Genomic DNA, 25,178 nt, shown 5'->3' with positions numbered 1-25,178 from the left:
GAATCGACGATCCGGTCATTCTAAGCGATATATGGTCGCGCTGGCCCCACGATTCATGCCCGCGCGCCGCATCGTCTATAATCTGCCCTCTTTCGCACAGCCCGACCGGCGCCCGCGTGGGCCTTGATTCTTCTCAAGGCGCCCCCAATTGCCGTGTGTCTATTAACAATCATTGAAGCGCCGCCATGACTACATCTAAACACGCCAAAGTCCTCATTCTCGGTTCCGGTCCTGCCGGCTACAGCGCCGCTGTGTACGCCGCGCGCGCCAACCTCAAGCCGATGCTGGTGACGGGCGTCGAGCAAGGCGGCCAGCTGATGACCACCACCGATGTCGAGAACTGGCCGGGCGATCCGCTGGGCGTGCAGGGTCCGGAGCTGATGCAGCGCCTGCTGCAGCACGCCGAGCGCTTCAATACCGAGATCGTGTTCGACCAGATCCACACGACCTACCTGAACGAAAAGCCGATCCGCCTGGTGGGCGACAGCTTCACGTTCACCTGCGACGCCCTGATCATCGCCACCGGCGCCTCGGCCCAGTACCTGGGCCTGCCGTCCGAGCAGGCGTTCATGGGCAAGGGCGTCTCGGCCTGCGCCACCTGCGACGGCTTCTTCTACCGCAACCAGGAAGTCGCGGTCATCGGCGGCGGCAATACCGCTGTCGAAGAAGCGCTGTACCTGGCCGGCATCGCCTCGAAGGTCACGCTGATTCACCGTCGCGACCGCTTCCGCGCCGAGCCGATCCTGGTCGACCGCCTGATGCACAAGGTCTCCGAAGGCAAGATCGTGCTGGAATATAACCAGACGCTCGATGAAGTCCTGGGCGACAACAGCGGTGTGACCGGCCTGCGCCTGAAGTCGTCCCAGACGGGCGAGTTCAAGGACCTGACCGTGCACGGCCTGTTCGTGGCGATCGGCCACAAGCCGAACACGGGCATCTTCGACGGTCAGCTCGAGATGCACAACGGTGGCTATCTGGTGACGAAGTCGGGCCTCGAAGGCATGGCGACCGCCACCAGCGTGCCGGGCGTGTTTGCTGCCGGCGACGTGCAGGATCACATCTATCGCCAGGCCATCACCAGCTCGGGCTCGGGCTGCATGGCCGCGCTCGACGCACAGCGCTACCTCGAAGCGCTGGAAGACGACCCACAGTAAATCCTCACCAGGGACCGCATTCGATGGCAGGCATGAAAGACTTCGCTGAACTCAAGGGCCTGCGCGACCAGCTCAAGGAAAACGAGCGCGTGCGCGCCATCGAACAGGCCGAGCGTGAACAACGCGAACGCCTGGCGCGCGAACGGGCCGTGGAATTTCGCAGCTCGATGCAGGGCGTGCGCAAGCTGCCCGAGTCCGACCGCTACGTGCACCGCCCGGTGTATGTGGCGCCGAACCGCCCCATTCAGCGCGGCCCGGTGCTCTCCGCCGAAGAGGAAACCGAAGCCGTTCTGCGCGAATCGCTGTCGGACCAGTTCGATGTCGAAGGCATGCTCGACGAAGACCCGGCCCTGAGTTACTCGCGCGACGGCGTCGGCCCGGATGTCGTGCGCAAGTTGCGCAAACGTCACTGGCCGATCCAGGATGAACTCGACCTGCATGGCCTGAACCGCGACGCTGCGCGCGACGCCCTCACCGACTTCTTGCACCGCGCCAACCGGCGCGGCGTGCGCTGCGTGCGCATCATCCACGGCATCGGTTACGGCTCACCGGGTGGAGAACCGGTGCTGCGCGGGATCGTGCACAGCTGGCTCGTGCAAAAAAACGAGGTGATTGCCTTTTGCGCGGCCGGCCGGTCCGACGGCGGCCATGGCGCACTGATCGCCCTGCTGCGCGCTGCACTACTGGAATAACACGCGTCTGTATGGGTAATGCAACATGGTTGTGTAACAATTGCAATGTTCGTGTTTGCAGTTTCCACGCCTTTTGCCGGTTGATTGTAGAATTCCTCTCGGCCGGTCTTTTGCCGGTCATTCGATTAGGGGTGGTGTGATTTGAAGGCAATGCAAGCGGTCATCATGGAGCATGGGCAGCAGGTCGATTTGTCGTCCTGCGCCGACGAGCCGATTCATATCCCAGGCTCGATCCAGCCCCATGGCGCAGTCCTGTTCTTTTCCGAAGATGCACGTCTGGCCGGCTGGAGCGAAAACGCGCCTGCCATGCTCGGTGTCACCCCGCAACTGGGCCTGTCGCTGGACGCGCTGGCCCTGCCGGTGGCTGCTTTCGACGCCATTACCGACTGCATCGACGCCCTGCACGACGACGATGCCGGCCCGATCGTGGCCGGCCTGTCCATCGGCGCGGCGGAATACGATTGTGTCGTGCACGCCGCCCATGGGCGCGTCACTGCCGAATTCGAACTGCGCGAAGCCTCGACCGAAGAAGTATCGCAGTTCGCCGTCAAGGCGCACAGCTCGATCGATCGCCTGCGCCGCCAGAAAACCATCGAAGGGCTGCTCAGCGTGGCCGTGGCCCAGGTGCGCGAGTTCACCGGGTTCGACCGCGTGATGGCCTACCGCTTCCGCGCTGACGACAGCGGCGACGTGGTGGCCGAAAGCCGCCGCGACGACCTGGTGCCGTACATCGGCCAGCGCTATCCGGCCGGCGACATCCCGGCCCAGGCCCGCCGGCTGTACACGCTCAATACGCTGCGCATGATCGGCGACATGGACTACACCGCCGTGCCGCTGTGCGGCGCACCGGGCGCCCTGCCGCTGGACATGAGTTTCGCGGTGCTGCGCAGCGTCTCGCCGGTCCATATCGAGTACCTGAAGAACATGCACGTGATGGCGTCGATGAGCGTGTCCATCGTCATCAACGGCCGTCTGTGGGGCCTGATCGCCTGCCACCACATGTCGAAGAAGCTGGTGCCGTACGCGGTGCGCCTGGCGGCCGACGTGCTGGCACAGGTAATGGCCTCGACCATCCTCAGCATCGAAGCGCGCGCCGACGCCACGCTGGCCGAGCAGTCGGCCCGCGTGCGCACGAGCATCGTCGAATCGCTGCTGCTCGACGACGACCCGATCGACGCGCTGGGCGAGCACAGCAAATCACTGATGGCGGCTGCCGGCGCCCAGGCGATGATCGTTGCCCAGCATGGCAAGGTCGTCGTGCATGGTGAACTGGCGCCCGAACTGGCCAAGGCCGTCATTGCGTCGCTGCCGGACAACCAGCATGACTTGCTGGTGCGCGAAGGCAAGCACGAATGGCCGGAGGCGCTTCAGGAACAATTGGGGAAGTGGGTCGGCATGCTGGCCCTGCCCTTCGATCCGATGGGCCAGGGCTGGTGCGTGCTGCTGCGCGTCGAACAGATCGAAACCGTGGCCTGGGGCGGTCGCCCCGAAAAGATTGCCATCTTCGGCCCGCTGGGCGAACGCCTGACGCCACGCGGCTCGTTCGACGCCTGGCATGAAACAGTGCGCGGCTGCGCGCACCCGTGGGAACCCACCGTATTGGGCAACGCCCGCCTGACGCTGGCCGAACTGGTGCGCGCGATGAACTCGCACCGCTCGCAAACCGAAGCAACCCGCGCGCAGTTGCTGGCGATGCTCGGGCACGACCTGCGCGATCCGCTGCACTCGATCAATATGGCCGGCATGGTGCTGGAACGCACCGGTAACGGCGGCGGCAACGGCCAGCCGACGCTGGGCAAGCGCATCCAGTCGTCGACCAACCGCATGCAGCGCATGATCAGCCAGGTGCTGGACATGAGCCGCATCGACAGCGGCATGGGGCTGGGTGTCTCGCTGATACCGGTCGACCTGAAGGAATTGCTGATCGACCTGATGGACGAGGCGCGCATGGCGTACCCGTCGATCCCGCTCGACCTGATCTGCGACGACGAGGCCACCGTCAAGGCCGACAGCGGCCGGCTGGGCCAGGTGTTATCCAACCTGATGAGCAATGCGCGCCATCATGGCGAGCCAGGCACGCCGGTGACTGTGTGCCTGCGCGCCAACGAGCGCGACGCATCGGTCGAAGTCGCCAACGCCGGTCAGGCGATCCCACCCGAGACGGTGGCCACGCTCTTCAACCCGTTCAAGCGCGCATCGATGAACAACCCGCGCAACCGCACCGGCATGGGCCTGGGCCTGTACATCGCGCAACAGATCGTGCGCGAGCACCAGGGCGAACTGGCCTACCGGTATGCGGACGGGCGGGTCATCTTTACGCTGCGGCTGCCACTGCTGACAAAGTAACCCCCGGGGCGATCGGCACATCGGTCACGTCGTTGGGTGGGTAGTTGAAGTAACCGTTGCCCACCCAGTCGTTGTCGGTCACAAAGAACGCGCTGAACGGTATCTCCATGGTGCCGATCGCCGGCGGTTTGAGCGTCGTGAAGATCGTCCCTTTCAGTGCCAGCGCCTGCGTTGCCGGGCCAAACCCCATCGAGCGCACCTGGCCGGTGATGTTGGACACGCGCAGTTCGCCATACGGTGGCGCCACTGCCTGGGAAATCTCGCCCTTGCCCTGCACGGTGCCATCGGCCCCGTCGATCAACAGTGCCATCGTCAGGATCGGGGCGCCGGGCATACCCTGGTTGCCGGCGGTCAGCGTGATCACTCTGACAGAATCGAATGTATTGGCCATCATGTACTCCTTCATCTGGGTTGGCTTGCAGGATGCCCCGGCGCTCGCGCTGCCCGGGTCATGGCTACTCTAGGCAAACCCGGCTGCAGTAACCTTCCGGTTGCCTTCCGGCCTGTCAGATGGACGGTCGCCCATGGCGCAGGGTGCGCATAATTCTCTTATGCAAGCGTCGTGCCCGTGGTAATCTCACAACAACATTCCCTGACCTCTGCTGCATGACGCTCATCAAGTTCATCGAAATCATGGCGATCCTGGTCGGTGCGTTTTCCGGCTTCATCGAAGCGCGGCGCAAGCGCATGGACCTGGTGGGCGTCTTTACCGTCGCGTTCATCACGGCATTCGGCGGCGGCACGCTGCGCGACATCCTGCTCGACAAGCGTCCGCTGTTCTGGGTGACGCACCAGGAATACGCGATCGCGATCTTCGTGCTGGCACTGGTTGCCTCTCCCCTCATCCGCACGCTGCGCCAGATCGTCTCTGAGCGCCTGATCGTAATTGCCGATGCGGTGGGCCTGGGCCTGTTCTCGATCGCGGGCGTGTCAGCCGCGCTGGCAGCGGACATGCCGATCTTCATCGCCTCGATGATGGGCGTCATTACGGGGATTTTCGGAGGCGTACTGCGCGATATCGTCTGCAACGAGGTGCCGATGGTGTTTCGGGATGGCAAACCGTATGCGATCTGCGCCTTCATCGGCAACTGGCTGTTCCTGCTCATGGGCAAGTACGGCGTGCCGGACGATTTTGCGCTGTGGTCGAGCTGCCTGTTCATCAGCGGCCTGCGGCTGCTGACGTGGAAGTTCGATATGCGGATGGGGCGGTAACGACGCACCGCCCCGGGGGCTGCTTAGACGGCGTCGGGGCCGGTCTCGCCGGTACGGATCCGGATGACCTGCTCGATGTTCTGTACAAAAATCTTGCCGTCACCGATCTTGCCGGTGCGCGCTGCCTTGATGATGGCGTCGACGACGCTGTCGGCCATCGGATCGTCGACCACCACTTCGATCTTCACTTTCGGCAGGAAATCCACGACGTATTCGGCGCCGCGGTACAGCTCGGTGTGCCCTTTCTGGCGGCCGAAGCCTTTTACTTCGGTGACGGTCAGGCCGGTGACATTGACTTCGGCCAGCGCTTCACGCACTTCGTCGAGCTTGAACGGCTTGATCACGCAGGTAATCTGTTTCATGGTGGTAGTCCTTTCGATGAGTCGGGGATATTCGCCAGGTCGTCGAGCCAGACGGTGGCCTCGGAGTCGGACGGTGCGCGCCAGTCGCCGCGCGGCGAGAGGGAGCCGCCGTTGCCGACCTTCGGTCCGTTCGGTACGCACGAGCGCTTGAACTGGCTGGTCTTGAAGAAGCGGAACAAAAAGATCGACAGGTTGCGCTTGATGGCGTCCAGGTCGTATTGGTTGCGCGTGCCGGTCTCGTCCGGCCAGCGCCCCGCTGCGCTGTCGTGCCAGGCCGAATACGCCATGAACGCGACCTTGCTCGGCTTGAAGCCGTAGCGCAGCGTGTAGAACAGGTTGAAGTCTTGCAGCTCGTAGGGGCCGATGCGCTCCTGCGTGCTTTGCGCGGGCTTGGCATCAGTGCCGTGACTGACTGCGCCGCCGGGAACCAGCTCGGGGCTGATCTCGGTATCGAGAATGTCGATCAGCACTTGCGACTGGCCTTCGGCAACCACGGTGCCCGTCTCGGCCACCCAGCGCACCAGGTACGAGATCAGCGTCTTGGGTACGCTGGCATTGACGTTGTAGTGCGACATATGGTCGCCCACGCCGTAGGTGCACCAGCCCAGCGCCAGCTCGGACAAATCGCCCGTGCCGATCACGATCCCGTTGTGGAAGTTCGCCAGCCGGAACAAGTGGTTGGTGCGCTCGCCCGCCTGCACGTTCTCGAACGTGATGTCGTAATCTAGCGTGCCCTCGCTGTACGGGTGGCCGAGGTCCTTGAGCATCTGGATGCAGCTCGGACGGATATCGATCTCTTGCGCGCTGCAGCCCACGGCCGCCATCAGGTCGCGCGCCTGTTTGAGCGTGCGCTCGCTGGTGGCAAAGCCCGGCATCGTGTAGGCCAGGATGTTCGTGCGTGGCAGCTTCAGGCGGTCCATGACCTTTGCGCAGACGAGCAGCGCGTGGGTCGAGTCCAGGCCACCCGAGACGCCAATGACCACCTTCTGGATGCCGCTCGAGGCCAGGCGCTGGATCAGGGCCTGCACCTGGATGTTGTAGACCTCGGTGCAGCGCTCGTCGCGCCGGGCGCGGTCGGCCGGCACGTACGGGAAGCGCTCGATGCCGCGCGCCAGCGGCATCGTGTGCTCCACGGGCAGCGCGAGGTCGAAGCGCACGATGCGAAACGCCGCCACTTCGGCCGCATGGCGCCGGGCCGACTGTGCGAAGGTGGTGGCCTTCATGCGCTCGGTCGACAGGCGCTCGAGGTCGACGTCGGCGAAGATGATGTGCGATTCGTCGGAAAAACGTTCGGATTCGGACAGCAGCTCGCCCTTTTCGTAGATCAGCGACTGGCCGTCCCACGCCATGTCGGTGGTCGACTCGCCCCGCCCGGCCGACGTGTACAGGTAAGCGGCCATGCAGCGCGCCGATTGCTGGGCGACCAGCTGGTGGCGGTAGCCGCTCTTGCCGACGACGACGTTCGAGGCCGACAGGTTGACCAGCACCGTGGCGCCGGCCAGTGCCGCGAACGACGACGGCGGCACCGGCACCCAGACGTCTTCGCAGATTTCGAGGTGAAAGCGCAGCAGCGGCAGGTTGGCGACCTCGAACAGCAGGTTCACGCCGAACGGCACGGTCTCGCCAAACAGGTCGATCCCGTCGACCGGCGCGCAATCGGCGGGCGTGAACTGCCGGGATTCATAAAACTCGCCATAATTAGGCAAATAACTTTTCGGCACCACGCCCAGCACACGGCCACTGGCGATGGCGACGGCGCAGTTGAACAGCATGTGGTTGACCCGCAGCGGCATGCCGATGACGATGGCCAGCGGCAGGCTGCGCGAGGCATCGAGAACGGTTTGCAAGCCATCAAGGCAGGCGTCGAGCAGCGCGCGCTGGTGGAACAGGTCGTCGCAGGTGTAGGCGGACAGGCCCAGCTCGGGAAACGCGACCAGTGCCGCGCCTTCGCTTGCTGCCTGCTGCGCCAGTTTGATCGTCTGTTCGACGTTGTAGGCCGGGTCGGCCACACGGATGCGCGGGATGGCGACCGCAACGCGTGCAAAATGGTGCGAATAGAGATTGAAGAATCGGCTGGTCATAAGGGTCTCTCGCAGTGCCGACGCGGCGAATCGCTGCCCGTGGCACTCACTTCTTGGAATTGGAAGCAATGTTGAAAGCAATGACAGATTATCGCACGCATATCGTCTCGAGCCTGTCCGAAGTCGGGCAAGCGCCGTGGGACGCACTGGTCCAGGCCCAGGCAGCGCCGACGCCGTTTCTCTCGTACGCCTTCCTGCACGCGCTGCACGCGTCGGGCAGCGCGGCGCCCGAGAGCGGCTGGCAGCCGCAATTTCTGCTGCTGTACGACGCGGCCGATGTGCTGGCGGCCGCCCTGCCCCTGTACGTCAAGGGCCACTCGTATGGCGAGTATGTATTCGACTGGGCCTGGGCCGACGCTTACGCCCGCAATGGACTCGACTATTACCCGAAGCTGCTGTCGGCGATTCCGTTCACGCCCGTGGCCGGCTCACGCCTGCTGGCGGTCGACGCCGCTGCGCGCGCCGCGCTGATCGACGTGCTGACGGCCACGCAGTCGGCCACCGAGGTCTCGTCGACCCACATCCTGTTCCCGCCCGAAGACGAAGCACAGGCGCTCAAGGATGCTGGCTTCCTGCTGCGCAGTGGCGTGCAGTTTCACTGGCTGAACCGGGGTTATGCAAGTTTCGATGACTTTCTGGCCACGCTCGAGCCAAAGAAGCGCAAGAACATCCGCGCCGAGCGGCGCAAGGTGGTCGAGGCTGGAGTGAAGATGCGGCGCGTGCGGGGCGCAGACGCCACGCGCGAGGACTGGGTGCTGTTCAACCGCTGCTACCGCAACACCTATAAAGACCACCACTCGACGCCGTATCTGAATCTGGACTTTTTCCTGCGCATCGGTGCGACGATGCCGGACAATATCCTGCTCGTGATCGCCGAACTGGAAGGCCGCGCGGTCGCCGCATCGCTCGTCATTCATGATGCCGACACGCTGTACGGCCGTTACTGGGGCGCACTCGAACACGTGCCGTGCCTGCATTTCGAGGCTGCGTATTACCAGCCGCTGGAATTCTGCATCGAACAGGGCATCGGCACGTTCGAGGGCGGCGCGCAGGGCGAGCACAAGATGGCACGCGGCTTCCTGCCGACCAAGACCTGGTCGGCGCACTGGCTGGCGCATCCGTCGTTTGCCAATGCGGTGGAAAATTTTCTGCAGCGTGAGGCCGGCGGAATCGATGACTATCTCGATGAGTTGAACGAACGCAGTCCGTTCCGCAGTCAGCCATAACACGACGCTGCCAGACGTAAAAAAAGGCCGGCCCGCAAGTACGGGCCCAGCCTTTTCATCAGTCCGCCATGGGATGGCGGTGCGTACTGCTTAGTTCCAGCCGCCGGCGTTCAGGCGGTAGTCAACCTTCGATGGCTTGATGGCTTCAGCGCGCTTGCGCAGGGCATATTTGGCGCGGCTGCCGGCAGCGGCGACCAGTGCGTGGACAATCTTTTTCACGTAAAGCTCCTTCGATTGCATTGCCCAGATGGACAACGCCTATGGTTTCAGTTGGTGTACCACTGTTATATAGGCGACTCAGCGTGTTTTCCAATTCTGAGTTGCAATATCAGACATCAGCTTCGTGAATGTCAGTCGAGCTGTCTCTCTAGCCAGGCGCGTATCCCGTCGAGCGACCGGAATTCCGTCACCGAGCGGCAAGCGATGTTTGGGTTGCGTGACTGCAACATACGGGACAGCGCGGCACCAGGCCCCAATTCCAGTGCCACAGTGACGCCAGCCTCGCCCAACGCGTCCATGCAGTCACGCCAGCGGATCGGCTCGGCGATCTGGCGCGGCAGTTCTGCCAACGCCTTGGCCGTATTGAACACCGGTTCAGCCGTGATGCCGGACAGCACCGGGAATGCGTGCGCGCGCCATTGCGCATCGGCCAGCAAGGCCGCGAACGGTGCGACCGCGCCTGCCAGCAGCGGCGTATGCGATGCGACCGCGACCGGCAGCACCGTGGCGTGGCCACCGGCGGCGATCGCGGCGCTGGCCAGCGCGTCACGCTGCGCGGCCGGGCCGCCGGCCACCAGCGCATCGTCGCCGGTTACGATGGCCGGATAGAATCCGGCGCCCGCCAGCAAGCCGTCAACCGTCCCGGACGGCATGCCGGACAGCGCCACCATGCCCTGCGCCGCACCCTCGACAACACAAGCATCCATCAGCCGTGCCCGTTCGATGGCCAGCTTGATCACGTCCTCCGGTGCCAGCGCTCCGGCCACGCCATAGGCCGACAACTCCCCGATGCTGTAGCCGGCCACCAGCGCCGGCGTCGCGATCGAGTCCTGCAACGCCCGCCACATGGCCAGCGTGGCAGCGACGACGGCCGGTTGCGCGATGCGGTTCGTGAAGCGCTCTTCGCCAAGGCCGGCGTGCAGCGTCGCACCCAGTGCGGGATCGGCGCACCATTCCTCCAGCAGCCGGCTGGCCGCAGGATCGCCGCGTGCCATGTCGAACATGGCCGGATGCTGCGCGCCCTGCCCCGGGCACAGGATGGCCAGGCGCCCCGCCATCAGCGCGTCGTCACGGCGTGCACGAGGCACACAGCGCCCAGCAGATCGGCCGCGCCGCCCGGCGACAGGCGCGCCGCGACGAAGCTGCGGTGGCTCGCCAGCGCACGCGCTTCCCAGTCTGGCGCAGCCGTCCCACCGCGTGCGACGAAGGCGCGTGCCTGGCGCCGCACCGTCAACGCGCCTTCGACGCCGCCGCGATGGTAGACATTCGTGTCGCTGATATGGGCCATCAGCGCAAACAGCGCGTCGATGCGGGCTTCGCGCATACCGCGCCCCGCTGCCAATGCCCGATTCAGCGCCGGCAGGCCGACATCGAACACCGACGGAAAACCAAGCGCCCCTTCTTCACGCGCGCCGCTCGCTGCGTAGCGCAGCACGGCGCGGGCGCCGTGCGAAACAGGCGCGCCGTCGACAACGCTGTGCGCGCCCAGCGCCTGGCCCCAGCATGCGCGCAGCAGTTCGCCAATGCGCGCCGGGGTCAAGGTCTCACCACGCGCCCGGCAGCGGCCGATCGCCGCGCACAGCATGCCCAGGCAAAAGATCGCACCGCGGTGGGTGTTGATGCCGCCGGTGGCGCGCAGCATCCGTGCTTCGGCGTCGATGCCAAGTTGTTTTAGTGTGTGGAATGGCGCATCCAGCATGCCGGCGCGGGTGATGTCGGCAAAGTAGCGCCGCAGCGCAAACAGGCTGCGCACGAAGGTGGCGGCCGTCATGTCGGTATGGCTGCCGTTGTCGATCTTCGAGACCAGGCCCGGCTTCGGGTACAGCACCAGTTCCGCATACAGGCTGCGCACGGCCACGCGCGCGATGCGCTGGCAAAAGGCGCGCTCGCTGGCCTCGCCCTGCTCGGGCCGGCCAGGCGCGCGTACTGTCTGCAGCGGGTTCAGGTCATCCATGTTCTTCCTCCAGCGTGGCCATCAAGGCTTCGGGCAGGACCAGCGCGATGCGGTCCAGCCCTTTCGTCAACACGCGCGTGCCCGGCGCACCGGCAAACGCCGCGCGCAATTCTTTCCAAGCGACCGCGCGGCCATCGGGAAACACCACTTCGCCATCGAGCGGCAGGATGCCCGCATGCCACGACAGCAGATCGAGCCCGATCATCAGCTGGCGCCGCGTCTGCGGCTGCAGCAGCACGTCAATATCGGACAGCGGCGTCAGGTAATACTGGCCCGTGAGTGCGGCCAGCGCCACCGAGCCATACACGGAGAGGCTTACGCCGGCATTGGCCGCCTGGCGCTCGAGCGCTTCCAGGCCTTCGCGCCACTGCGCCGGCACGGCGTCAAGTGCGCCGACCAGCGGCAAGGCGCGCGTGCGCCGGCCGATGTCGGACATCTCGACGGCGCAGCCGAATTTGAGTTTGCCGCCGTCTTCAGGGCGCGGCGGCAGCGGGAACCCGATCGCCACCTCGCCCGGCAGCATGCCGGCTTCGGTGCGCCGCACGACCGCTGGCCAGCCGCCATCACGCCAGCGGTCCAGCGCAGACAGGGCGGCCTGCGGCGCGCCGTCGCGCACGCGCTGCCAGCCGCGGCTCGTCAGCCAGACCAGGTCATGCCGGGCGAACATCGCTGCCCACCCTGACCGCCTGCGCCACCGGGTGCGCCATCAGGCGGCCGCCCCGCGCCAGGCCCAGCGCCATGCGCCCATCCTCGGCCTTGGCATCGGCCAGTGCGCGGATCAACTCGCCGGCCAGATCGCCATCCCAGATGCCGTGCAGGCCACCCATGCGCAGGTAGTTTTCCGGCCCTGGTGCGAACACCGGATTGTCCTTGGCCAGTTCGGTCAGGCGTTCCTCGGGCACCTTCGTGATGCGCGCCATCGCCGGCAAGCCCATCACGCGGATGGTGGCCTCGGGCAGCGCGTAACAGGCGCTCGCAATCAGGCCACTGGTGATGAAGCCACCCGACAGCGCCTGGTCGTACACGAGGCCGATCACCGTGTGGCCTTCGCGCCGCGCCAGGTCGACGCATTTGCCAAGATGGGCCATGTAGCTGTTGATGCCCAACATCTCGTCGCGGTGGCGCAGGCGCTGGCCTTGCGTGTCGACCAGGATCAGGATCGGCCGGCCCGGATGATCGCGCACCGTCCGCAGGATTGCCTGGGCCTGGGCCAGCGCGATCTCGATGCCGATCGGCGTATGGTCGGTGGTGCCGATGACGGCCACCGGCTTGCCGTCGACCTGCGCGCTGCCACTTAAAAAGTTGTCGGCTTCGGTGATGGTATGCCCGCCCGGGAAAAGTTGTGCTGCTACCGTCTGCCAATCCATCATCGTTCTCCCAGCGTGGGCGTGGCGCGGTGCTGCGCGGCCAGTGTGAGGAAGGCGTCGGGCTCCAGCATCGGCACCCGTGCCGGCTCTGGCATGCCCAGTCCCTTCCAGATATCCATCGGTTCGACCAGGCCCTGCGTGTCACGCAGGCGCCGTTCGAGCATCGCCTGCTCGGCCAGCAGGCCATCGAGCGTCAACGGCGCGCCCCCTGACGGGATGTCCGCGATGGCCTCAAGCGCCGCAGCGCGCAGCGCCTCGGTGTCGTCTTCCACCAGCACCTGGCAGTCGCCCAGCAGGTAGCGGTGCTTGCCGCCCGTCGTGCGCCACACCAGCGCGCGGTCGCGCGAATCGAATTCTTCAACGCCGTTGGCAGTCTCGATGACTTCGGGGCCCGACATCGCCAGGCGCCCTTCTTCGGACATGATGACCGTGTTGGCGCAGCGCGCCGCGATGCCCATGCCGCCGAAACACCCGTTGGCGCCACCGACCACCGCGATCACGGGGATGCCGGCCGCGCGCACGTCGAGGATCGCGCGCATGACTTCCGACACGGCGATCAGGCCCGCATTGGCTTCATGCAGCCGCACGCCGCCCGATTCGAGCAGCAGCACGACGGCGTGCGCCCGCTCATCGATCGCGCGCTGCAGCATGCCCACCAGCTTGGCGCCATGGACTTCGCCCACCGCGCCGCCCATGAAGCCGCCCTCCTGCGCCGCGCCAAACACGACCTGGCCACCGAGCTTGCCGCGTCCGACGACGACGCCATCGTCGAACGAGACCGCCGCATCGAGCTGCGCCAGGTGCGGACTGACGATGCGCATTGACGGCGGCAAGAATTCTTCGAAACTGCCGGCGTCGAACATGGCCGGAATGCGCTGGCGCGCCGTGAGTTCCTGGTAGCTGCTCATGGCGCGCCTCCGGGCAGAGCGGCGATCGACTCGACCGCCTGGTCCAGGCGCAGGCTCACGACGGCCGGCGTGGCGCCCATGTCGTTGACGCTCACGCGCGCATCGGCCAGGCTCCAGCGCGCATGAAAGTCGGCCATGACGGCCTGCCACGTGGCGCCGAAACCGACGGCCGCCGTGCGCACTTCGATCTCGCACGCGCCCTTCAGGTGCGCCGGTTCGATCAGGATTTCGAGATTGCCCGAGCCGACCACGCCCACTAGCTGCGGCATGCCGCTCAACGGGCGCTGGCCGCCTTCGAAACGATAGTTCAGCGTTTCCATGATGTTGTTCCTTACCAGTTCCTGAAGCGCTTCGGCGGGTCGTACAGCCCGCCCGATGCGCGCACCAGGCCCTTCATGTTCTTGGCGGCCAGCAGGTCGCGGGTCGCCATGCGTTTGTCGATGCCGAGATCTTCCGGCCGGCGGATGATGCCCCGGTCGCGCAGGTTCTCGACCATGCGCTTGTCGCGCGCCATGCCCACCGGCGTATAGCCGGCCACGCCGCGGATCGCCTGTTCGCGCTCTTCGTCCGTGCGGCACAGCAGCAGGTTGGCGATGCCTTCCTCGGTCAGGATGTGGCTGACGTCGTCACCATAGATCATCACGGGCGGAATCGCCATCCCGGCCTGCTCGGCCAGTTGCCACGCGTCGAGCTTGTCGACGAACGCCGGCGCCATATGTTCGCGGAAGGTCTCGACCATCTGCACCACCAGCTTCTGCCCACGCGGGATCACGTTGCGGCCCGCGCGCGCCTCTTCGCCGGCCTTCAGCCAGGCCTTGCTCGGATGGCGCCGGCCTCGCGCATCGGCGCCCATGTTCGGCGCGCCGCCGAAGCCCGCGATGCGCCCCAGCGTGGCGGTCGACGAATTGCCCTGCAAGTCGATCTGCAGCGTCGAGCCGATGAACAGATCGCACGCGTAGTGCCCGGCCGCCTGTGAAAAGGCGCGGTTGCTGCGCATCGAACCATCCGGCCCCACGAAGAACACATCGGGCCGCGCGCGGATATAGTTTTCCATCCCCAGCTCCGAGCCGAACGAGTGCACCGATTCGACGAAGCCCGCTTCGATGGCCGGAATCAGAGCCGGATGCGGATTCAATGCCCAGTGACGGGCGATCTTGCCTTTCAGGCCCAGGCTGGCGGCGTAGGTTGGCAGCAGCAGTTCGATGGCAGCCGTGTCGAAGCCGATGCCGTGGTTCAGGCGCTCGATCTCGTACTCGGCATAGATGCCCTTGATGGCCATCATCGCCATCAACACTTGGATCTCCGAAATCAGGGCCGGGTCACGCGTAAACAGCGGCTCGATGTAGTACGGCGTGGGCGACTGCACGACGTAGCCGACCCAGTCGCCGGGAATGTCGATGCGGGGCAGCTTGTCGACGATCTGGTTCACCTGCGCAATCACGATGCCGCTCTTGAAGGCCGTCGCTTCAACAATGGCCGGCGTGTCTTCGGTGTTCGGGCCGGTGTACAGATTGCCCTCGCGATCGGCCATTTCGGCGGCCACCAGCGCCACGCGCGGCGTCAGGTCGATGAAGTAGCGCGCGAACAGCTCGAGGTAGGTGTGGATCGCGCCGATATTGAGCTTGCCCGACTGCGCCAGCTTGGCCAGGCGCCCGGCCTGCGGACCCGAGAACGAAAAGTCGAGTTTGGAGGCGATCCCCTTCTCGAACACGTCCAGGTGTTCCGGGAGCGAGAGCACCGACAGCAGCATGTGCAGGTCATGCACGCGCGCCGTATCGACGCGCGTCAGGGCTTTACCGAGAAAGTCGGCCTGCTTCTGATTGTTGCCTTCGAGGCAGACACGGTCGCCCGGTTCGAGCACCGCGTGCAGCAGCTCGACGATGTGCGAGGCCTGGACGACCTTGCCGTCGAGCGCCCCGCCAAGGGCGGCGCCAGCGCGGGCCAGGCGCTCGCTGCGGTTACGTTGCTGGCCGGTCCAGCGGCCTTCAGCATGATTCATGATAGTTCCTAAAATTTGCGTGGCCTTACAACACCACGAACAGCAGCCACACGACGATCGGTGCGACCAGCGTCACGATACCGCCATAGATCATCAACTGGCGCAGGAATACGTCGCGGTCGATGCCCTGGGCACTGGCCAGCACAAGTGCGCCATTGGTCGAGAACGGGCTGACGTCGACGATCGTCGAGGCGACGGCCATGGCGGCGATGAAGCCAATGGCGTCGACACCGGTGCCCGATGCCAGGAATGGCACGGCCAGCGGAATGAGCGAACCCAATACGGCGGTCGACGAGGCAAAGGCCGAAACGATGGCGCCGACGAACAGCAGCAGCAAGGCCACCGTCAGCGGCGAGGTCAGGCTGGCGACGCTTTCGCCAACCCAGCTGATGGTGCCCATCTTCTGCATGACGCCGACATATGTGCTCACACCGACGATCAGCATGATCTCGGGCCACGACACCTGGCCGATGGCGCGCTTTTGCACCTGCGGCGACAGGATCGAAATCAACAGGCCGATGGTCAGGGCAACGAAGCCGATATCGAGTTTGTACAGCAGCGTGAGCACGGCCAGCGCGACCAGGCCGACAACGGTAAACATCTGGTGAAAGGTCGGCCCGGCATGCAGGTCGATGTCGCCGGTGCCCAGGCCCGAACCGGGGCCACCGTTGCCAACGGCGCCGACGGCAGCGCTGGAACGCTGCGCGGTGAGGCGCTCTTCGCTGCCGGTTTCATTTTCGGCGTCGCCGTAGATCTGCTGGGCCCTGCGCTGCGACTGCCACTGGTGGCGTAAACGGCGTCATCGGACGGATGCCGGCGCCGGCCTTCGGCATTTCCTGGCGCATCAGCTTGGCGCCGCCGAACACGAAGAACAGGATGATCGACACAGCCAGGTTCACGCCCAGGCTGGTGAACGCGGTGGTCAGCGGCGAAATCGGCAGGCCGGCTTCCATGACGACCTTGTTGGTGATGCCGCCATAGATGCTGATCGGCGAGAAACCGCCGCCCTGCGCGCCGTGGATGACCAGCAGGCCCATCATCAGGGGATTGATCTTGTACTTGGCGGCAAAGCCCAGCGCGATCGGGGCGATGATCGCCACTGCGGCCGGGCTGACGGCGCCGACGGAGGTCAGGAGCGCAGTGACTGCGAACATGACCCACGGGATGGCGGCGATGCGCCCGCCGACGGCGCGCACGGCCAGTCTGACGAGCCAGTCGATGGTGCCATTGTTCTGGGCCTGGGCGAACAGGAAGGTGATGCCGACCAGGGTCAGGAACAGCTCGGCCGGGTAGCCGGACATGATGGCCTTGGTCTCCATACTGAAGACAAGAGTGCCGACCAGGAAGGCGCCGACAAACGCGATGACGCCCATATTGATGGGCATGGCGGTGGCGACGATGAACATGAGCGCCAGAACGCAGATTGCAATGACATGAGAGGACACAGGGTGGCTCCTACGAGGTGCGAAGGCCGGTTCCACCCGGCGCGTCGCTGGTGATACGTCTCCAATGCATGGCCTGTCGCCATCGCCTCCTCGGACCGTGGTCTCGGGACACTGCGGGGCCGGCCATGCTCTTTTGTTATGCAGGTTGTGCGGCAAAGGTAAACCTGATCGCTGTCGAGATCAATTACGCTGGGGTACTAACGTTTACTGTCAGCGGAAGTGTTACATTCCTGTCTTGGCAGAATTGCGAACAAAGAACCGGAGAACAAGTTGACAACGAGTGCGACACCGACATCCAACAAGGCACCGATCGTGTTCGACAAGGTCGCCCGCTGCGTGCTGGTCACCGGCGCCACGGGCTTCGTCGGCCAGCACCTGGTACGCGCGCTGCTGCAGGACGGCCATCAGGTGATTGCGCTGACCCGCGACGTGGGGCGCGCTGCCGGGCTGCTCGGTGCGCAGGTGCGCACCATCGCCTCGATGGACGATCTGCCGCCCGGCCACCAGGTCGACATCGTCGTCAATCTGGCCGGCGCCCGGATCCTCGGCCAGCGCTGGACCGACGCGCGCAAGGCGACGCTGCGCCAGAGCCGCGTCGCACTGACCGAGAACGTGGTCGACTGGATCGGCCGCGCCAGCCACAAGCCGCGGCTGCTGCTGTCGGCGTCGGCGATCGGCTACTACGGCATCCAGCGGATCGGCGACGACACCAAGCTCGACGAAGCAGCGCCGCCCCAGCCGATGTTCATGTCGGACCTGTGCCGCGAGTGGGAAGCCGCCGCGGCCGGCGCGGTGCGCCACGGCGTACAGGTCGAGTGCATGCGCTTCGGCCTGGTGCTGGGCGAGCAAGGCGCGCTGCCGATGATGCTGCTGCCGATCCGGCTGGGCATCGGCGGCCGGCTGGGGAGCGGCCGCCAGTGGCTGTCGTGGATTCACATCGACGATCTGATCGGGGGCATCGCGCACCGCTGGAAGCAGGCGCTCAGCGATCCGTCTGCGCCGACGTTTGGCGCAACCAACTTCACCGCGCCGATCGCGGTGTCGCAACTGGAATTCAGCCAGGCGGCCGCGCGCGTCTGGAAACGGCCATGCGTGATCCCGACACCCGGTTGGCCGATGCGCCTGGCGCTGGGCGAGCAGGCCGATTTGCTGCTCGAAGGCCAGCGCGTGGTGCCGTTGCGGTTCGCCCGCGAAGGATTCGAGTTCACCTATCCGGCGCTGGAAGCAGCGCTGCGCAGCCTGAAGTAACGGCGGCGCCAGGGGTCCCGGGACCTGTCGGTCCGGTCCCGAATCCGGTATCATTCGGCATGCTCAGTTTTCCTTTTCAACCGTTTATTATTGGCGTCGCGGGCGGTAGCGGCAGTGGCAAGTCCACGGTGTCCAGGCAAGTGCTGTCCACATTCGGCACCGAGATGGTCTCGGTCGTGATGCAGGACGATTATTACTGCGACCAGACGCATCTCAGCCCTGAAGTGCGCACCCAGCAGAATTACGATCATCCGCAGGCGTTCGAGTGGTCGCTGCTGGTGCAGCACGTCCAGGCGCTGCGCCGGGGCGAATCGATCGACATGCCCGAGTACGACTTCACGCTGCACAACCGCTCCGACCGCACCATCCGGGTCAAGCCCGCCCCGGTCATCGTCATCGAAGGCCTGTTTGCCCTGTATGACCCGGCCTTGTGCGACATGATGTCGCTGAAAATCTTTGTCGATACGGCGTCCGACATCCGCTTCATCCGCCGCATGCAGCGCGATATCACGGAACGGGGCCGCTCGGTGGAAAGCGTCATCAGCCAGTACCTGGACACCGTGCGCCCGATGCACAAGCAGTTCATCGAGCCGACCAAGCGCAACGCCGACGTCATCATCCCGCACGGGGCGAACAATCCCGCGGTCGACATGATCACCACCAAGGTCGCCAGCGTGATCAACCAGCTGAAGCGCTCGTAAAGATGGCTGGGCGCTGATCCTTACCGGCACCAGCCAGCGCCACGGCATTCAGCCCGCCGGCGTGCGGTGTTTCAGCATCCGGCACACCGCTGCCAGCGCCAGCAGGTTCGGATCCCGCTCACGCACCCGCAGGAAACTCAGGCCGATTGTCTGACGCATCAGATAATCGTTCTTCAGCGGGATCAGCTGGACCTTGTCGCCAAACGCATGGCGCACGCGGCCAGGCAGCAGCGTGTAGCCGATCCCTGCCCCCACCAGATTCATCAGCGAGAAGATATCGCCCACGCGCGTGACGATGCTCGGCGCATACCCGGCGATGCGGAACGCTTCCTGGAACCCGTTGAAGGTCACGAAACCATCCTTCAGGCAGACGAACTTTTCGTCCGCACAGGCGCGCAGATCCACCTCGGCCATCCCCGCATAGGGTGAGCCGGCCGGTGCCGCAAAGAAAATCTCGTCCTCGAACAGCGCGATCGATTCGATGTCCGGATCGGGTTCGGGCACCGCCATCAGCGCTGCATCGATCGCATTCTGCTTGAGCTTGTGCAGCAGATCCGCATTTGAACCCAGCACCAGTTCGGTTTCCAGTTCCTGCTTGCGCAGCTTGATGCCGATGATGACGTCGGGAATCGTGCCGGTCGTCAGCGAATACAGCGAGCCGATCTTCAAGTGATCGGCTGAATAGCCGGCGGCCGAGCGCGTCGCGGCAATCCCGTCCGCCATCAGCCGCACCACGTCGCGGCTCACGTCCGCCAGCACCTGCGCGGCGTCGTTGGGAATCAGGTTGCGGCCCTGCAGACTGAACAGCTGACAACTCATTCCATCTTCCAGCGAATGCAGCGCGCGGTGCACGCTGACGGCGCTGATGTCGAGCATGCGGGCGGCGGCGTTCAGGTTGCCGCCTTCCATGTACGCCAGCAGGATCTCGAGTTTGCGGAAGGTGATGTCGTCGCTGATCTGGCTGCGCATGGGGGCCCTCGTGAAATGGATACATGACGAGGATACATCAACCGTCCACACGGGGCCTCAATCGCCAGGCACCGGCACGCTTGGTGATGCAACGCGCATGGGTTCGACCATCTGTTGCAACGCCGCTATTCGAACTGCGTATTCATGGGAGCGCTTGTTAATACGCAAGGCGACGCATGGTGCGCTCGGGCACATTCCCCCTTTGAGCGACACATCCACCGTGGCGACGAACAATAAGGAGACATCCATGCGTCCGATCAGAAAGATGAAGCTGCTGCATCCGTCCACATGCGCCCTGCTGGCCGCGTGCAGCGGCGCCATCGGCGCCGTCCATGCCCAGGAAGCAACGGGCGCCCCGGCCGCGGTGAGCACCGAAGAAAACATGTCCAGGGTGGTCGTCACCGCGCGCCGGCGCGAAGAGTCGCTGCAGGACGTGCCGGTGTCGGTCACCGCGTTCTCCGCCGACCAGCTCTCCAAGCAGGCGCTGCCCGACGTGACTGCCCTGGCGCTGTCGCTGCCCAACACGATGCTCAAGGCGTCGCGCGCCACCAACAGCACGCTCACGGCGTTCATCCGTGGCGTCGGCCAGGCCGACCCGCTGGCCGGCTTCGAATCGGGCGTGGGCATCTATGTCGACGACATTTACCTGGCCCGGCCGCAGGCCGCCGTGGCGGATATCTATGACGTCGAGCGCATCGAGGTGCTGCGCGGCCCGCAGGGCACGCTGTACGGCCGCAACACGATCGGCGGCGCGCTCAAGTACGTCACGCGCAAGCTTGGCCCCCAGCGCGACGTGCGCGTGCGCGCCACGCTCGGCGACTACGGCCAGCGAGACGGCGTGCTCACGGCCAGCACGCCGCTGACCGACACCGCGCGCATTGGCGGCACATTCGCGCGCTTCACGCGCGGCGGCTTTGGCGACAACCTGACCACCGGCAAGGGCAACTACGACAAGGACGTCACCGCCGGCAGGGTCTCAATTGAACTCGTGCCGAACCAGGACCTGTTCGTCCGCCTTGCCGGCGACTTCACGCAGGACGATTCCAATCCGAAGAATGGCCATCGCCTGATCGTCGGGCGCACGAGCCGCGCGCCCATCCTGAACGACGTGTTCGACACGCGCGGCAACCTCACCAAAGTGCTGGGCCGCGACCAGGAAGTGCGCTCGTATGGCGGCTCGGTCACGGTCGAATACACCGTCGACAGCGCGTGGCGCCTGAAATCGATCACGGCCGCGCGGCGCGACAAGTCATGGGCGCCGATCGACTTCGACGCCCTGCCCGTCGTCGACATGGAAGTGCCGGCGCTGTATACCAACCGCCAGTTCAGCCAGGAGCTGCAAGCGACCTACAGCGGCGCGCGCCTGCAGGGCGTGGCCGGCGTGTACTACATGAACGCCAACGCCTTCAACCAGTTCGACACCATCCTGGCCGGCGCGGTGCCCACGTCGACCTTCACGCTGGGCGACATCGACACGAAGGCCTGGGCCGCTTACTTTGACGGCAGCTATACGCTCGCCGAGGGCCTGAGCCTGTCGCTGGGCGGACGCTACACGGTCGACCAGCGCGAAGCCGACGTGCTGCGCCAGATTTATTTCGGCCTGGCCGGCTCGCCCCGGATGGGCAATCCGAACGCGATCCTGTTTCGCACCGACACGGACCTAGCAGGCGGCCTGCTCGAGCGCAAGGACAAGAAATTCACGCCGCGCGTGGCACTGAGCTGGAAGATGAACGATGCCCACAACCTGTACGCGTCATACTCCGAAGGCTTCAAGGGTGGCGGGTTCGATCCACGCGTAAACGTGGTCGGCACTCGGCTCCCGATCGCCACCGCGCGCGCCGGCTATGCGCCGGAAACGATCGAGACGACCGAACTGGGTCTCAAGTCGGCCTTCAATGGCGGGCGCATCACGACCAACCTGGCCGTGTTCCACAGCGACTACCAGGACGTGCAGATCCCGGGTTCGATCGCCATCGACACCAATGGCGACGGGCGCGACGACAGCTTCGCCGGCGTGACCACCAACGCCGGCAAGGCACGGATCAAGGGCGTCGAACTCGAGGCGGTCGCCAACATCACGCCCAACTTCATGGTCGCCGGAATGTACAGCTACATCGACGCCAGCTACCGGGAATACATCGTGGCCGGTGTGAACGTGGCCGGCCAGCGTACGTTCCAGAACACGCCGAAGAATTCGGCCAACCTGCGCGCCAATTACGACATCCCGCTGCCGGTCATGGGCCACAACGGGCGCGTCTCGCTGATCGGCAGCTATGCATTCAAGGGCGCCACCAGCCAGTTCGAAACCGCATCGATCCTCGACCAGGACTCGTACAGGATTTGGGACGCGAGCATCGTCTGGACCCGCGCCGATGGCAAGGTACGCGCCGGCCTGCACGGCAAGAACCTGGGCGACGAACACTATAAAACGGCCGGCTACCTGTTCCCGACGCTGGGCAACGAAGGCACGCTGACCGCCTTCTACGGCAACCCGCGCACGGTGTCGGCGACGATCGAACTGCGCTTCTAAAAACATCACGAGGAGACCGCATGCGCCATTCGATCAGATCCTTCGCCCTGCTGCTTCAGGCCGCATTGGCCGCATGTGCACTGGGCGCCGCGCCCCACGCGGGTGCACAGGGCAAGGACTTTAAAGTTGCCCTCATCGCCGGCAAGACGGGCGCACTGGAGACCTACGCGCGTGAGACCGAGACCGGCTTCATGCTGGGCCTCGAGTACCTGACCAGGGGCAGGATGAGCATCAATGGCCGCGCCATCAAGGTCATCGTCAAGGACGACCAGAGCAAGCCCGATCTGGGCCGTACGCTGCTGGCCGAAGCGTATGGCGACGACCGCGTCGACATTGCGGTCGGCACCACCTCGTCCGCCTCGGCGCTGGCCATGCTGCCGGTGGCGAAGGAGTATAAAAAAATTCTGATCATCGAGCCGGCCGTGGCCGATGCGATCACGGGCGACAAGTGGAACAAGTACATTTTTCGCACCGCGCGCAGTTCGATGCAGGATGCACTGGCCGCCGCCAGCACCCTGAAAAGCGGCAGCGTGGGCTTCCTGACCCAGGATTATGCGTTCGGCCGCGATGCGATCAAGGCCGGCAAGGAAGCCTTGATCGCCACCGGCAGCAAGGCCAGCGTCGTCCATGAAGAATACGCGCCGCTCGCGACGACCGACTTCACCGCATCGGCGCAGCGCCTGTTCGATGCCCTGAAAGACAAGCCGCAGCCGCGCGTGCTGGCCATCGTCTGGGCCGGTCCGAGCCCCATGAACAAGATCGCCGCCATGAAACCCGAACGCTACGGCATCGCGCTGGCCCCGGGCGGCAATATCCTGCCCGTGATGCAGACCTGGAAGGCCCATGCCGGCACCGAAGGCACCATCTATTACTACTACGGTTTTCCGAGAAATCCGATGAACGACTGGCTGGTGGCAGAGCACACGAAGCGCTACAAGACCCCGCCCGACATGTTCACGGCCGGTGGCATGGCCGCCGCAAGCGCGGTCGTGACGGCGCTGAGCAGGGTGCCGGACGGCGATGGCGACAAGATGGCCGCCGCGATGGAAGGCATGCGCTTCGGGACGCCAAAAGGCGCCATGGTCTTTCGCAAGGACGACCACCAGGCGATCCAGCCGTTGTACCACTTTCGCATCAAGAAGGACCAGAAAAACGAATGGGATCTGCTCGAACTGGTGCGCGACATCCCGGCGGACGAGATGCCGCTGCCAGTGCGGAACAAGCGCTGACATGGCTGACATGGCTGCCGCCAGCGCGCGCGCCGCGCCGTCCCTGTCCACGCACGGCCTGACGATCCGCTTCGGCGGGCACGTTGCCGTCAACGCCGTCACGGCCGATTTTTATCCCGGCACGCTCACCGTCATCGTCGGGCCCAACGGCGCCGGCAAGACCACGTGGTTCAACCTGATCTCGGGCCAGTTGCGCGCGAGCGCCGGCAGCGTGCACCTGCATGGCCGCGACATCACGCGTCTGGGCGCCGCGCGCCGCACGCGCCTTGGCATCGGCCGCGCCTTCCAGCTTACCAACCTGTTCCCGTTGCTGTCAGTGGTCGAGAACGTGCGGCTGGCAGTGCAGAGCCGCGCCGGCATTGGCCTGGACTTCCTGTCGGTCTGGTCAAGCCACCGGGACCTCATCGAACGCGCCGACTATTACCTCGAGCGCGTGACGCTGGCGGCGCGGCGCGACATGCTGGTGGGCGCGCTGTCGCACGGCGACCAGCGCAAGCTCGAAGTCGCGATCCTGCTGGCGCTGCAGCCGTCCGTGATGATGTTCGACGAACCCACCGCCGGCATGAGCGCCGACGACGTGCCGGTCGTGCTCGACCTGATCCGCGAAGTCAAGGGCGACGCGGCCCGCACCGTGCTGCTGGTCGAACACAAGATGGACGTCGTGCGCCAGCTGGCCGACCGCATCGTCGTGCTGCACAACGGCGCGCTGGTAGCCGATGGCGAACCGCGCGACGTCATGGCATCCGCCATCGTTCAGGAGGCTTATCTTGGAACGTCCGACACCGAACATGCTCGCGCCTGATCCGGCGACGCGCCAGCCGCTGCTGCGCCTGGCCGGCGTGCACACGCACATCGGTCAGTACCACATCCTGCACGGGGTCGACCTGCAGGTGGCGCGCGGCGAACTGGCCGTCCTGCTGGGGCGCAACGGGGCCGGCAAGACGACGACGCTACGTACGATCATGGGCCTGTGGCGCGCCAGCAGTGGCAGCATTCACTTCGACGGCGCCGACATCACCAGGCTGGCCACATCCGCCATCGCGCGCGCCGGCATCGCGTACGTGCCCGAGAACATGGCCGTGTTTTCCGACCTGACGGTACGCGAAAACCTGGTGCTGGCCGCGCGCAACGGCCCGCTCGACACCGCGCGTGTCGACTGGATCTGCGGCTTCTTCCCGGCGCTGCGCACGTTCTGGCACCGCCCGGCCGGCAACCTGTCCGGTGGCCAGAAACAGATGGTGGCGATCGCGCGCGCCATCGTCGAACCGCGCAAGCTGCTGCTGGTCGACGAGCCGACCAAGGGCCTGGCGCCCGCCATCGTGCACAGCCTGATGGCGGCGTTTCGCGAGCTGAAGGCGCAAGGCGCGACGATCCTGCTGGTCGAACAGAACGTGCAGGTCGTGCGCGCGCTGGGCGACACGGCCAGCGTGATGGACGGCGGCCGCGTGGTCCATGCCGGGCCGATGGCCGTGCTGGCGGGCGACGCCGCGCTCCAGCAGCGCCTGCTTGGCCTGTCCCTCGACACCCAACCCTAGG

At 65.3% G+C, this 25,178-nt stretch carries 23 protein-coding genes and 1 pseudogene; 11 read left to right on the top strand and 13 right to left on the bottom strand.

Going from position 1 to position 25,178, the window contains the following annotated elements:
• Positions 1-185: 185 nt before the first annotated feature.
• The 3 genes from trxB to ACZ0AJ_RS05450 all read left to right on the top strand — a co-directional run bounded on the left by trxB (position 186) and on the right by ACZ0AJ_RS05450 (position 4,192).
• Entirely contained in the window at positions 186-1,154 is a 969-nt protein-coding gene (gene trxB / locus ACZ0AJ_RS05460; RefSeq protein WP_499453038.1) for a thioredoxin-disulfide reductase, read from the top strand.
• 23 nt (positions 1,155-1,177) lie between these two features.
• Positions 1,178-1,846 carry a Smr/MutS family protein gene (locus ACZ0AJ_RS05455; protein ID WP_332529956.1) on the top strand — a complete coding sequence of 223 codons (669 nt, stop codon included), beginning with the start codon at positions 1,178-1,180 and terminating at the stop codon, positions 1,844-1,846.
• A 150-nt stretch (positions 1,847-1,996) separates the two neighbouring features.
• Complete coding sequence (locus tag ACZ0AJ_RS05450; protein WP_499454128.1) at positions 1,997-4,192, top strand: ATP-binding protein; 2,196 nt, start codon at positions 1,997-1,999, stop codon at positions 4,190-4,192.
• Here ACZ0AJ_RS05450 and ACZ0AJ_RS05445 read toward each other — a convergent pair.
• Positions 4,161-4,586 carry a DUF1842 domain-containing protein gene (locus ACZ0AJ_RS05445; RefSeq protein WP_499454126.1) on the bottom strand — a complete coding sequence of 142 codons (426 nt, stop codon included), beginning with the start codon at positions 4,584-4,586 and terminating at the stop codon, positions 4,161-4,163. The genes ACZ0AJ_RS05450 and ACZ0AJ_RS05445 overlap by 32 nt on opposite strands.
• 212 nt (positions 4,587-4,798) lie before the next feature.
• On the opposite strand from ACZ0AJ_RS05445, the gene ACZ0AJ_RS05440 reads away from it, so the two are divergent.
• Positions 4,799-5,404, top strand: coding sequence for a trimeric intracellular cation channel family protein (locus ACZ0AJ_RS05440; RefSeq protein WP_183550873.1), 606 nt, complete (start codon positions 4,799-4,801; stop codon positions 5,402-5,404).
• Positions 5,405-5,427: 23 nt separating this feature from the next.
• Here ACZ0AJ_RS05440 and ACZ0AJ_RS05435 read toward each other — a convergent pair whose 3' ends face one another.
• Positions 5,428-5,766: a P-II family nitrogen regulator gene (locus ACZ0AJ_RS05435; RefSeq protein WP_183550870.1), complete on the bottom strand. Its 339-nt coding sequence runs from the start codon at positions 5,764-5,766 to the stop codon at positions 5,428-5,430.
• Complete coding sequence (locus tag ACZ0AJ_RS05430) at positions 5,763-7,847, bottom strand: NAD(+) synthase (RefSeq protein WP_499454123.1); 2,085 nt, start codon at positions 7,845-7,847, stop codon at positions 5,763-5,765. The genes ACZ0AJ_RS05435 and ACZ0AJ_RS05430 overlap by 4 nt, the downstream gene beginning before the upstream one ends.
• Before the next feature lie 80 nt (positions 7,848-7,927).
• Between ACZ0AJ_RS05430 and ACZ0AJ_RS05425 the strand changes: the two genes are divergently transcribed.
• Positions 7,928-9,073, top strand: a complete 1,146-nt coding sequence (locus tag ACZ0AJ_RS05425; protein ID WP_499454121.1) for a GNAT family N-acetyltransferase — start codon at positions 7,928-7,930, stop codon at positions 9,071-9,073.
• 90 nt (positions 9,074-9,163) lie between these two features.
• Here ACZ0AJ_RS05425 and ACZ0AJ_RS05420 read toward each other — a convergent pair whose 3' ends face one another.
• The 9 genes and pseudogenes from ACZ0AJ_RS05420 to ACZ0AJ_RS05380 all read right to left on the bottom strand — a co-directional run bounded on the left by ACZ0AJ_RS05420 (position 9,164) and on the right by ACZ0AJ_RS05380 (position 16,965).
• Entirely contained in the window at positions 9,164-9,292 is a 129-nt protein-coding gene (locus ACZ0AJ_RS05420; RefSeq protein ID WP_258837507.1) for a hypothetical protein, read from the bottom strand.
• 131 nt (positions 9,293-9,423) lie between these two features.
• Positions 9,424-10,380 carry an ACP S-malonyltransferase gene (locus ACZ0AJ_RS05415; protein ID WP_499453034.1) on the bottom strand — a complete coding sequence of 319 codons (957 nt, stop codon included), beginning with the start codon at positions 10,378-10,380 and terminating at the stop codon, positions 9,424-9,426.
• Positions 10,350-11,246, bottom strand: a complete 897-nt coding sequence (mdcB, locus tag ACZ0AJ_RS05410; RefSeq protein ID WP_499453033.1) for a triphosphoribosyl-dephospho-CoA synthase MdcB — start codon at positions 11,244-11,246, stop codon at positions 10,350-10,352. Before mdcB ends, ACZ0AJ_RS05415 begins: the two co-directional genes overlap by 31 nt.
• A complete protein-coding gene (gene mdcG / locus ACZ0AJ_RS05405; protein ID WP_499453032.1) occupies positions 11,239-11,913 on the bottom strand; it encodes a malonate decarboxylase holo-[acyl-carrier-protein] synthase in 675 nt (224 codons plus the stop codon). Before mdcG ends, mdcB begins: the two co-directional genes overlap by 8 nt.
• Positions 11,897-12,613 carry a biotin-independent malonate decarboxylase subunit gamma gene (gene mdcE / locus ACZ0AJ_RS05400; RefSeq protein ID WP_499453031.1) on the bottom strand — a complete coding sequence of 239 codons (717 nt, stop codon included), beginning with the start codon at positions 12,611-12,613 and terminating at the stop codon, positions 11,897-11,899. The genes mdcG and mdcE overlap by 17 nt, the downstream gene beginning before the upstream one ends.
• Positions 12,613-13,521 (bottom strand): biotin-independent malonate decarboxylase subunit beta, encoded by a 909-nt coding sequence (locus tag ACZ0AJ_RS05395; protein ID WP_499453030.1) that lies wholly within the window; start codon positions 13,519-13,521, stop codon positions 12,613-12,615. The genes mdcE and ACZ0AJ_RS05395 overlap by 1 nt, the downstream gene beginning before the upstream one ends.
• Positions 13,518-13,841: a malonate decarboxylase acyl carrier protein gene (gene mdcC, locus ACZ0AJ_RS05390; RefSeq protein WP_258837503.1), complete on the bottom strand. Its 324-nt coding sequence runs from the start codon at positions 13,839-13,841 to the stop codon at positions 13,518-13,520. The genes ACZ0AJ_RS05395 and mdcC overlap by 4 nt, the downstream gene beginning before the upstream one ends.
• A gap of 11 nt (positions 13,842-13,852) precedes the next feature.
• Complete coding sequence (mdcA, locus tag ACZ0AJ_RS05385) at positions 13,853-15,520, bottom strand: malonate decarboxylase subunit alpha (protein ID WP_499454117.1); 1,668 nt, start codon at positions 15,518-15,520, stop codon at positions 13,853-13,855.
• 25 nt (positions 15,521-15,545) lie between these two features.
• Positions 15,546-16,965: pseudogene (locus ACZ0AJ_RS05380) on the bottom strand (SLC13 family permease).
• Between the two features lie 270 nt (positions 16,966-17,235).
• Between ACZ0AJ_RS05380 and ACZ0AJ_RS05375 the strand changes: the two are divergent.
• On the top strand, positions 17,236-18,213 hold the full coding sequence (locus tag ACZ0AJ_RS05375) for a TIGR01777 family oxidoreductase (protein WP_499453028.1): 978 nt from the start codon (positions 17,236-17,238) through the stop codon (positions 18,211-18,213).
• Between the two features lie 59 nt (positions 18,214-18,272).
• Positions 18,273-18,914 carry a uridine kinase gene (gene udk, locus ACZ0AJ_RS05370; protein ID WP_183550835.1) on the top strand — a complete coding sequence of 214 codons (642 nt, stop codon included), beginning with the start codon at positions 18,273-18,275 and terminating at the stop codon, positions 18,912-18,914.
• A 48-nt stretch (positions 18,915-18,962) separates the two neighbouring features.
• On the opposite strand, the gene ACZ0AJ_RS05365 is transcribed toward udk, so the two are convergent.
• Positions 18,963-19,883 (bottom strand): LysR family transcriptional regulator, encoded by a 921-nt coding sequence (locus tag ACZ0AJ_RS05365; protein WP_183550833.1) that lies wholly within the window; start codon positions 19,881-19,883, stop codon positions 18,963-18,965.
• A 247-nt stretch (positions 19,884-20,130) separates the two neighbouring features.
• Here ACZ0AJ_RS05365 and ACZ0AJ_RS05360 point away from each other — a divergent pair, with 247 nt between their 5' ends.
• The 4 genes from ACZ0AJ_RS05360 to ACZ0AJ_RS05345 are packed head-to-tail and all read left to right on the top strand — an operon-like array spanning position 20,131 to position 25,177.
• On the top strand, positions 20,131-22,413 hold the full coding sequence (locus tag ACZ0AJ_RS05360) for a TonB-dependent receptor (protein ID WP_499453027.1): 2,283 nt from the start codon (positions 20,131-20,133) through the stop codon (positions 22,411-22,413).
• Between the two features lie 20 nt (positions 22,414-22,433).
• Positions 22,434-23,642 (top strand): substrate-binding domain-containing protein, encoded by a 1,209-nt coding sequence (locus ACZ0AJ_RS05355; protein ID WP_499454113.1) that lies wholly within the window; start codon positions 22,434-22,436, stop codon positions 23,640-23,642.
• A 1-nt stretch (position 23,643) separates the two neighbouring features.
• The gene (locus tag ACZ0AJ_RS05350) at positions 23,644-24,444 is read left to right on the top strand and encodes an ABC transporter ATP-binding protein (protein ID WP_499454111.1); all 801 of its coding nucleotides are present in this window, start codon (positions 23,644-23,646) and stop codon (positions 24,442-24,444) included.
• The gene (locus ACZ0AJ_RS05345; RefSeq protein WP_499456732.1) at positions 24,431-25,177 is read left to right on the top strand and encodes an ABC transporter ATP-binding protein; all 747 of its coding nucleotides are present in this window, start codon (positions 24,431-24,433) and stop codon (positions 25,175-25,177) included. The genes ACZ0AJ_RS05350 and ACZ0AJ_RS05345 overlap by 14 nt, the downstream gene beginning before the upstream one ends.
• Position 25,178: the final 1 nt, after the last annotated feature.

Source organism: Telluria sp. AC161 (assembly GCF_979258535.1).
The sequence above is the reverse complement of the archived record's forward strand: the minus strand, read 5'-3'. Positions and strand labels throughout refer to the sequence as shown.

Coding starts and splice junctions, on each gene's coding strand:
- mdcA (WP_499454117.1), bottom strand. CDS start 15,520: ATGAATCATGCTGAAGGCCGCTGGACCGGCCAGCAACGTAACCGCAGC.
- ACZ0AJ_RS05450 (WP_499454128.1), top strand. CDS start 1,997: ATGCAAGCGGTCATCATGGAGCATGGGCAGCAGGTCGATTTGTCGTCC.
- ACZ0AJ_RS05440 (WP_183550873.1), top strand. CDS start 4,799: ATGACGCTCATCAAGTTCATCGAAATCATGGCGATCCTGGTCGGTGCG.
- ACZ0AJ_RS05430 (WP_499454123.1), bottom strand. CDS start 7,847: ATGACCAGCCGATTCTTCAATCTCTATTCGCACCATTTTGCACGCGTT.
- trxB (WP_499453038.1), top strand. CDS start 186: ATGACTACATCTAAACACGCCAAAGTCCTCATTCTCGGTTCCGGTCCT.
- mdcC (WP_258837503.1), bottom strand. CDS start 13,841: ATGGAAACGCTGAACTATCGTTTCGAAGGCGGCCAGCGCCCGTTGAGC.
- mdcB (WP_499453033.1), bottom strand. CDS start 11,246: ATGGATGACCTGAACCCGCTGCAGACAGTACGCGCGCCTGGCCGGCCC.
- ACZ0AJ_RS05355 (WP_499454113.1), top strand. CDS start 22,434: ATGCGCCATTCGATCAGATCCTTCGCCCTGCTGCTTCAGGCCGCATTG.
- mdcE (WP_499453031.1), bottom strand. CDS start 12,613: ATGGATTGGCAGACGGTAGCAGCACAACTTTTCCCGGGCGGGCATACC.
- ACZ0AJ_RS05360 (WP_499453027.1), top strand. CDS start 20,131: ATGCGTCCGATCAGAAAGATGAAGCTGCTGCATCCGTCCACATGCGCC.
- ACZ0AJ_RS05425 (WP_499454121.1), top strand. CDS start 7,928: ATGACAGATTATCGCACGCATATCGTCTCGAGCCTGTCCGAAGTCGGG.
- ACZ0AJ_RS05345 (WP_499456732.1), top strand. CDS start 24,431: ATGCTCGCGCCTGATCCGGCGACGCGCCAGCCGCTGCTGCGCCTGGCC.
- ACZ0AJ_RS05435 (WP_183550870.1), bottom strand. CDS start 5,766: ATGAAACAGATTACCTGCGTGATCAAGCCGTTCAAGCTCGACGAAGTG.
- ACZ0AJ_RS05350 (WP_499454111.1), top strand. CDS start 23,644: ATGGCTGACATGGCTGCCGCCAGCGCGCGCGCCGCGCCGTCCCTGTCC.
- ACZ0AJ_RS05455 (WP_332529956.1), top strand. CDS start 1,178: ATGGCAGGCATGAAAGACTTCGCTGAACTCAAGGGCCTGCGCGACCAG.
- ACZ0AJ_RS05365 (WP_183550833.1), bottom strand. CDS start 19,883: ATGCGCAGCCAGATCAGCGACGACATCACCTTCCGCAAACTCGAGATC.
- ACZ0AJ_RS05445 (WP_499454126.1), bottom strand. CDS start 4,586: ATGATGGCCAATACATTCGATTCTGTCAGAGTGATCACGCTGACCGCC.
- ACZ0AJ_RS05395 (WP_499453030.1), bottom strand. CDS start 13,521: ATGAGCAGCTACCAGGAACTCACGGCGCGCCAGCGCATTCCGGCCATG.
- mdcG (WP_499453032.1), bottom strand. CDS start 11,913: ATGTTCGCCCGGCATGACCTGGTCTGGCTGACGAGCCGCGGCTGGCAG.
- udk (WP_183550835.1), top strand. CDS start 18,273: ATGCTCAGTTTTCCTTTTCAACCGTTTATTATTGGCGTCGCGGGCGGT.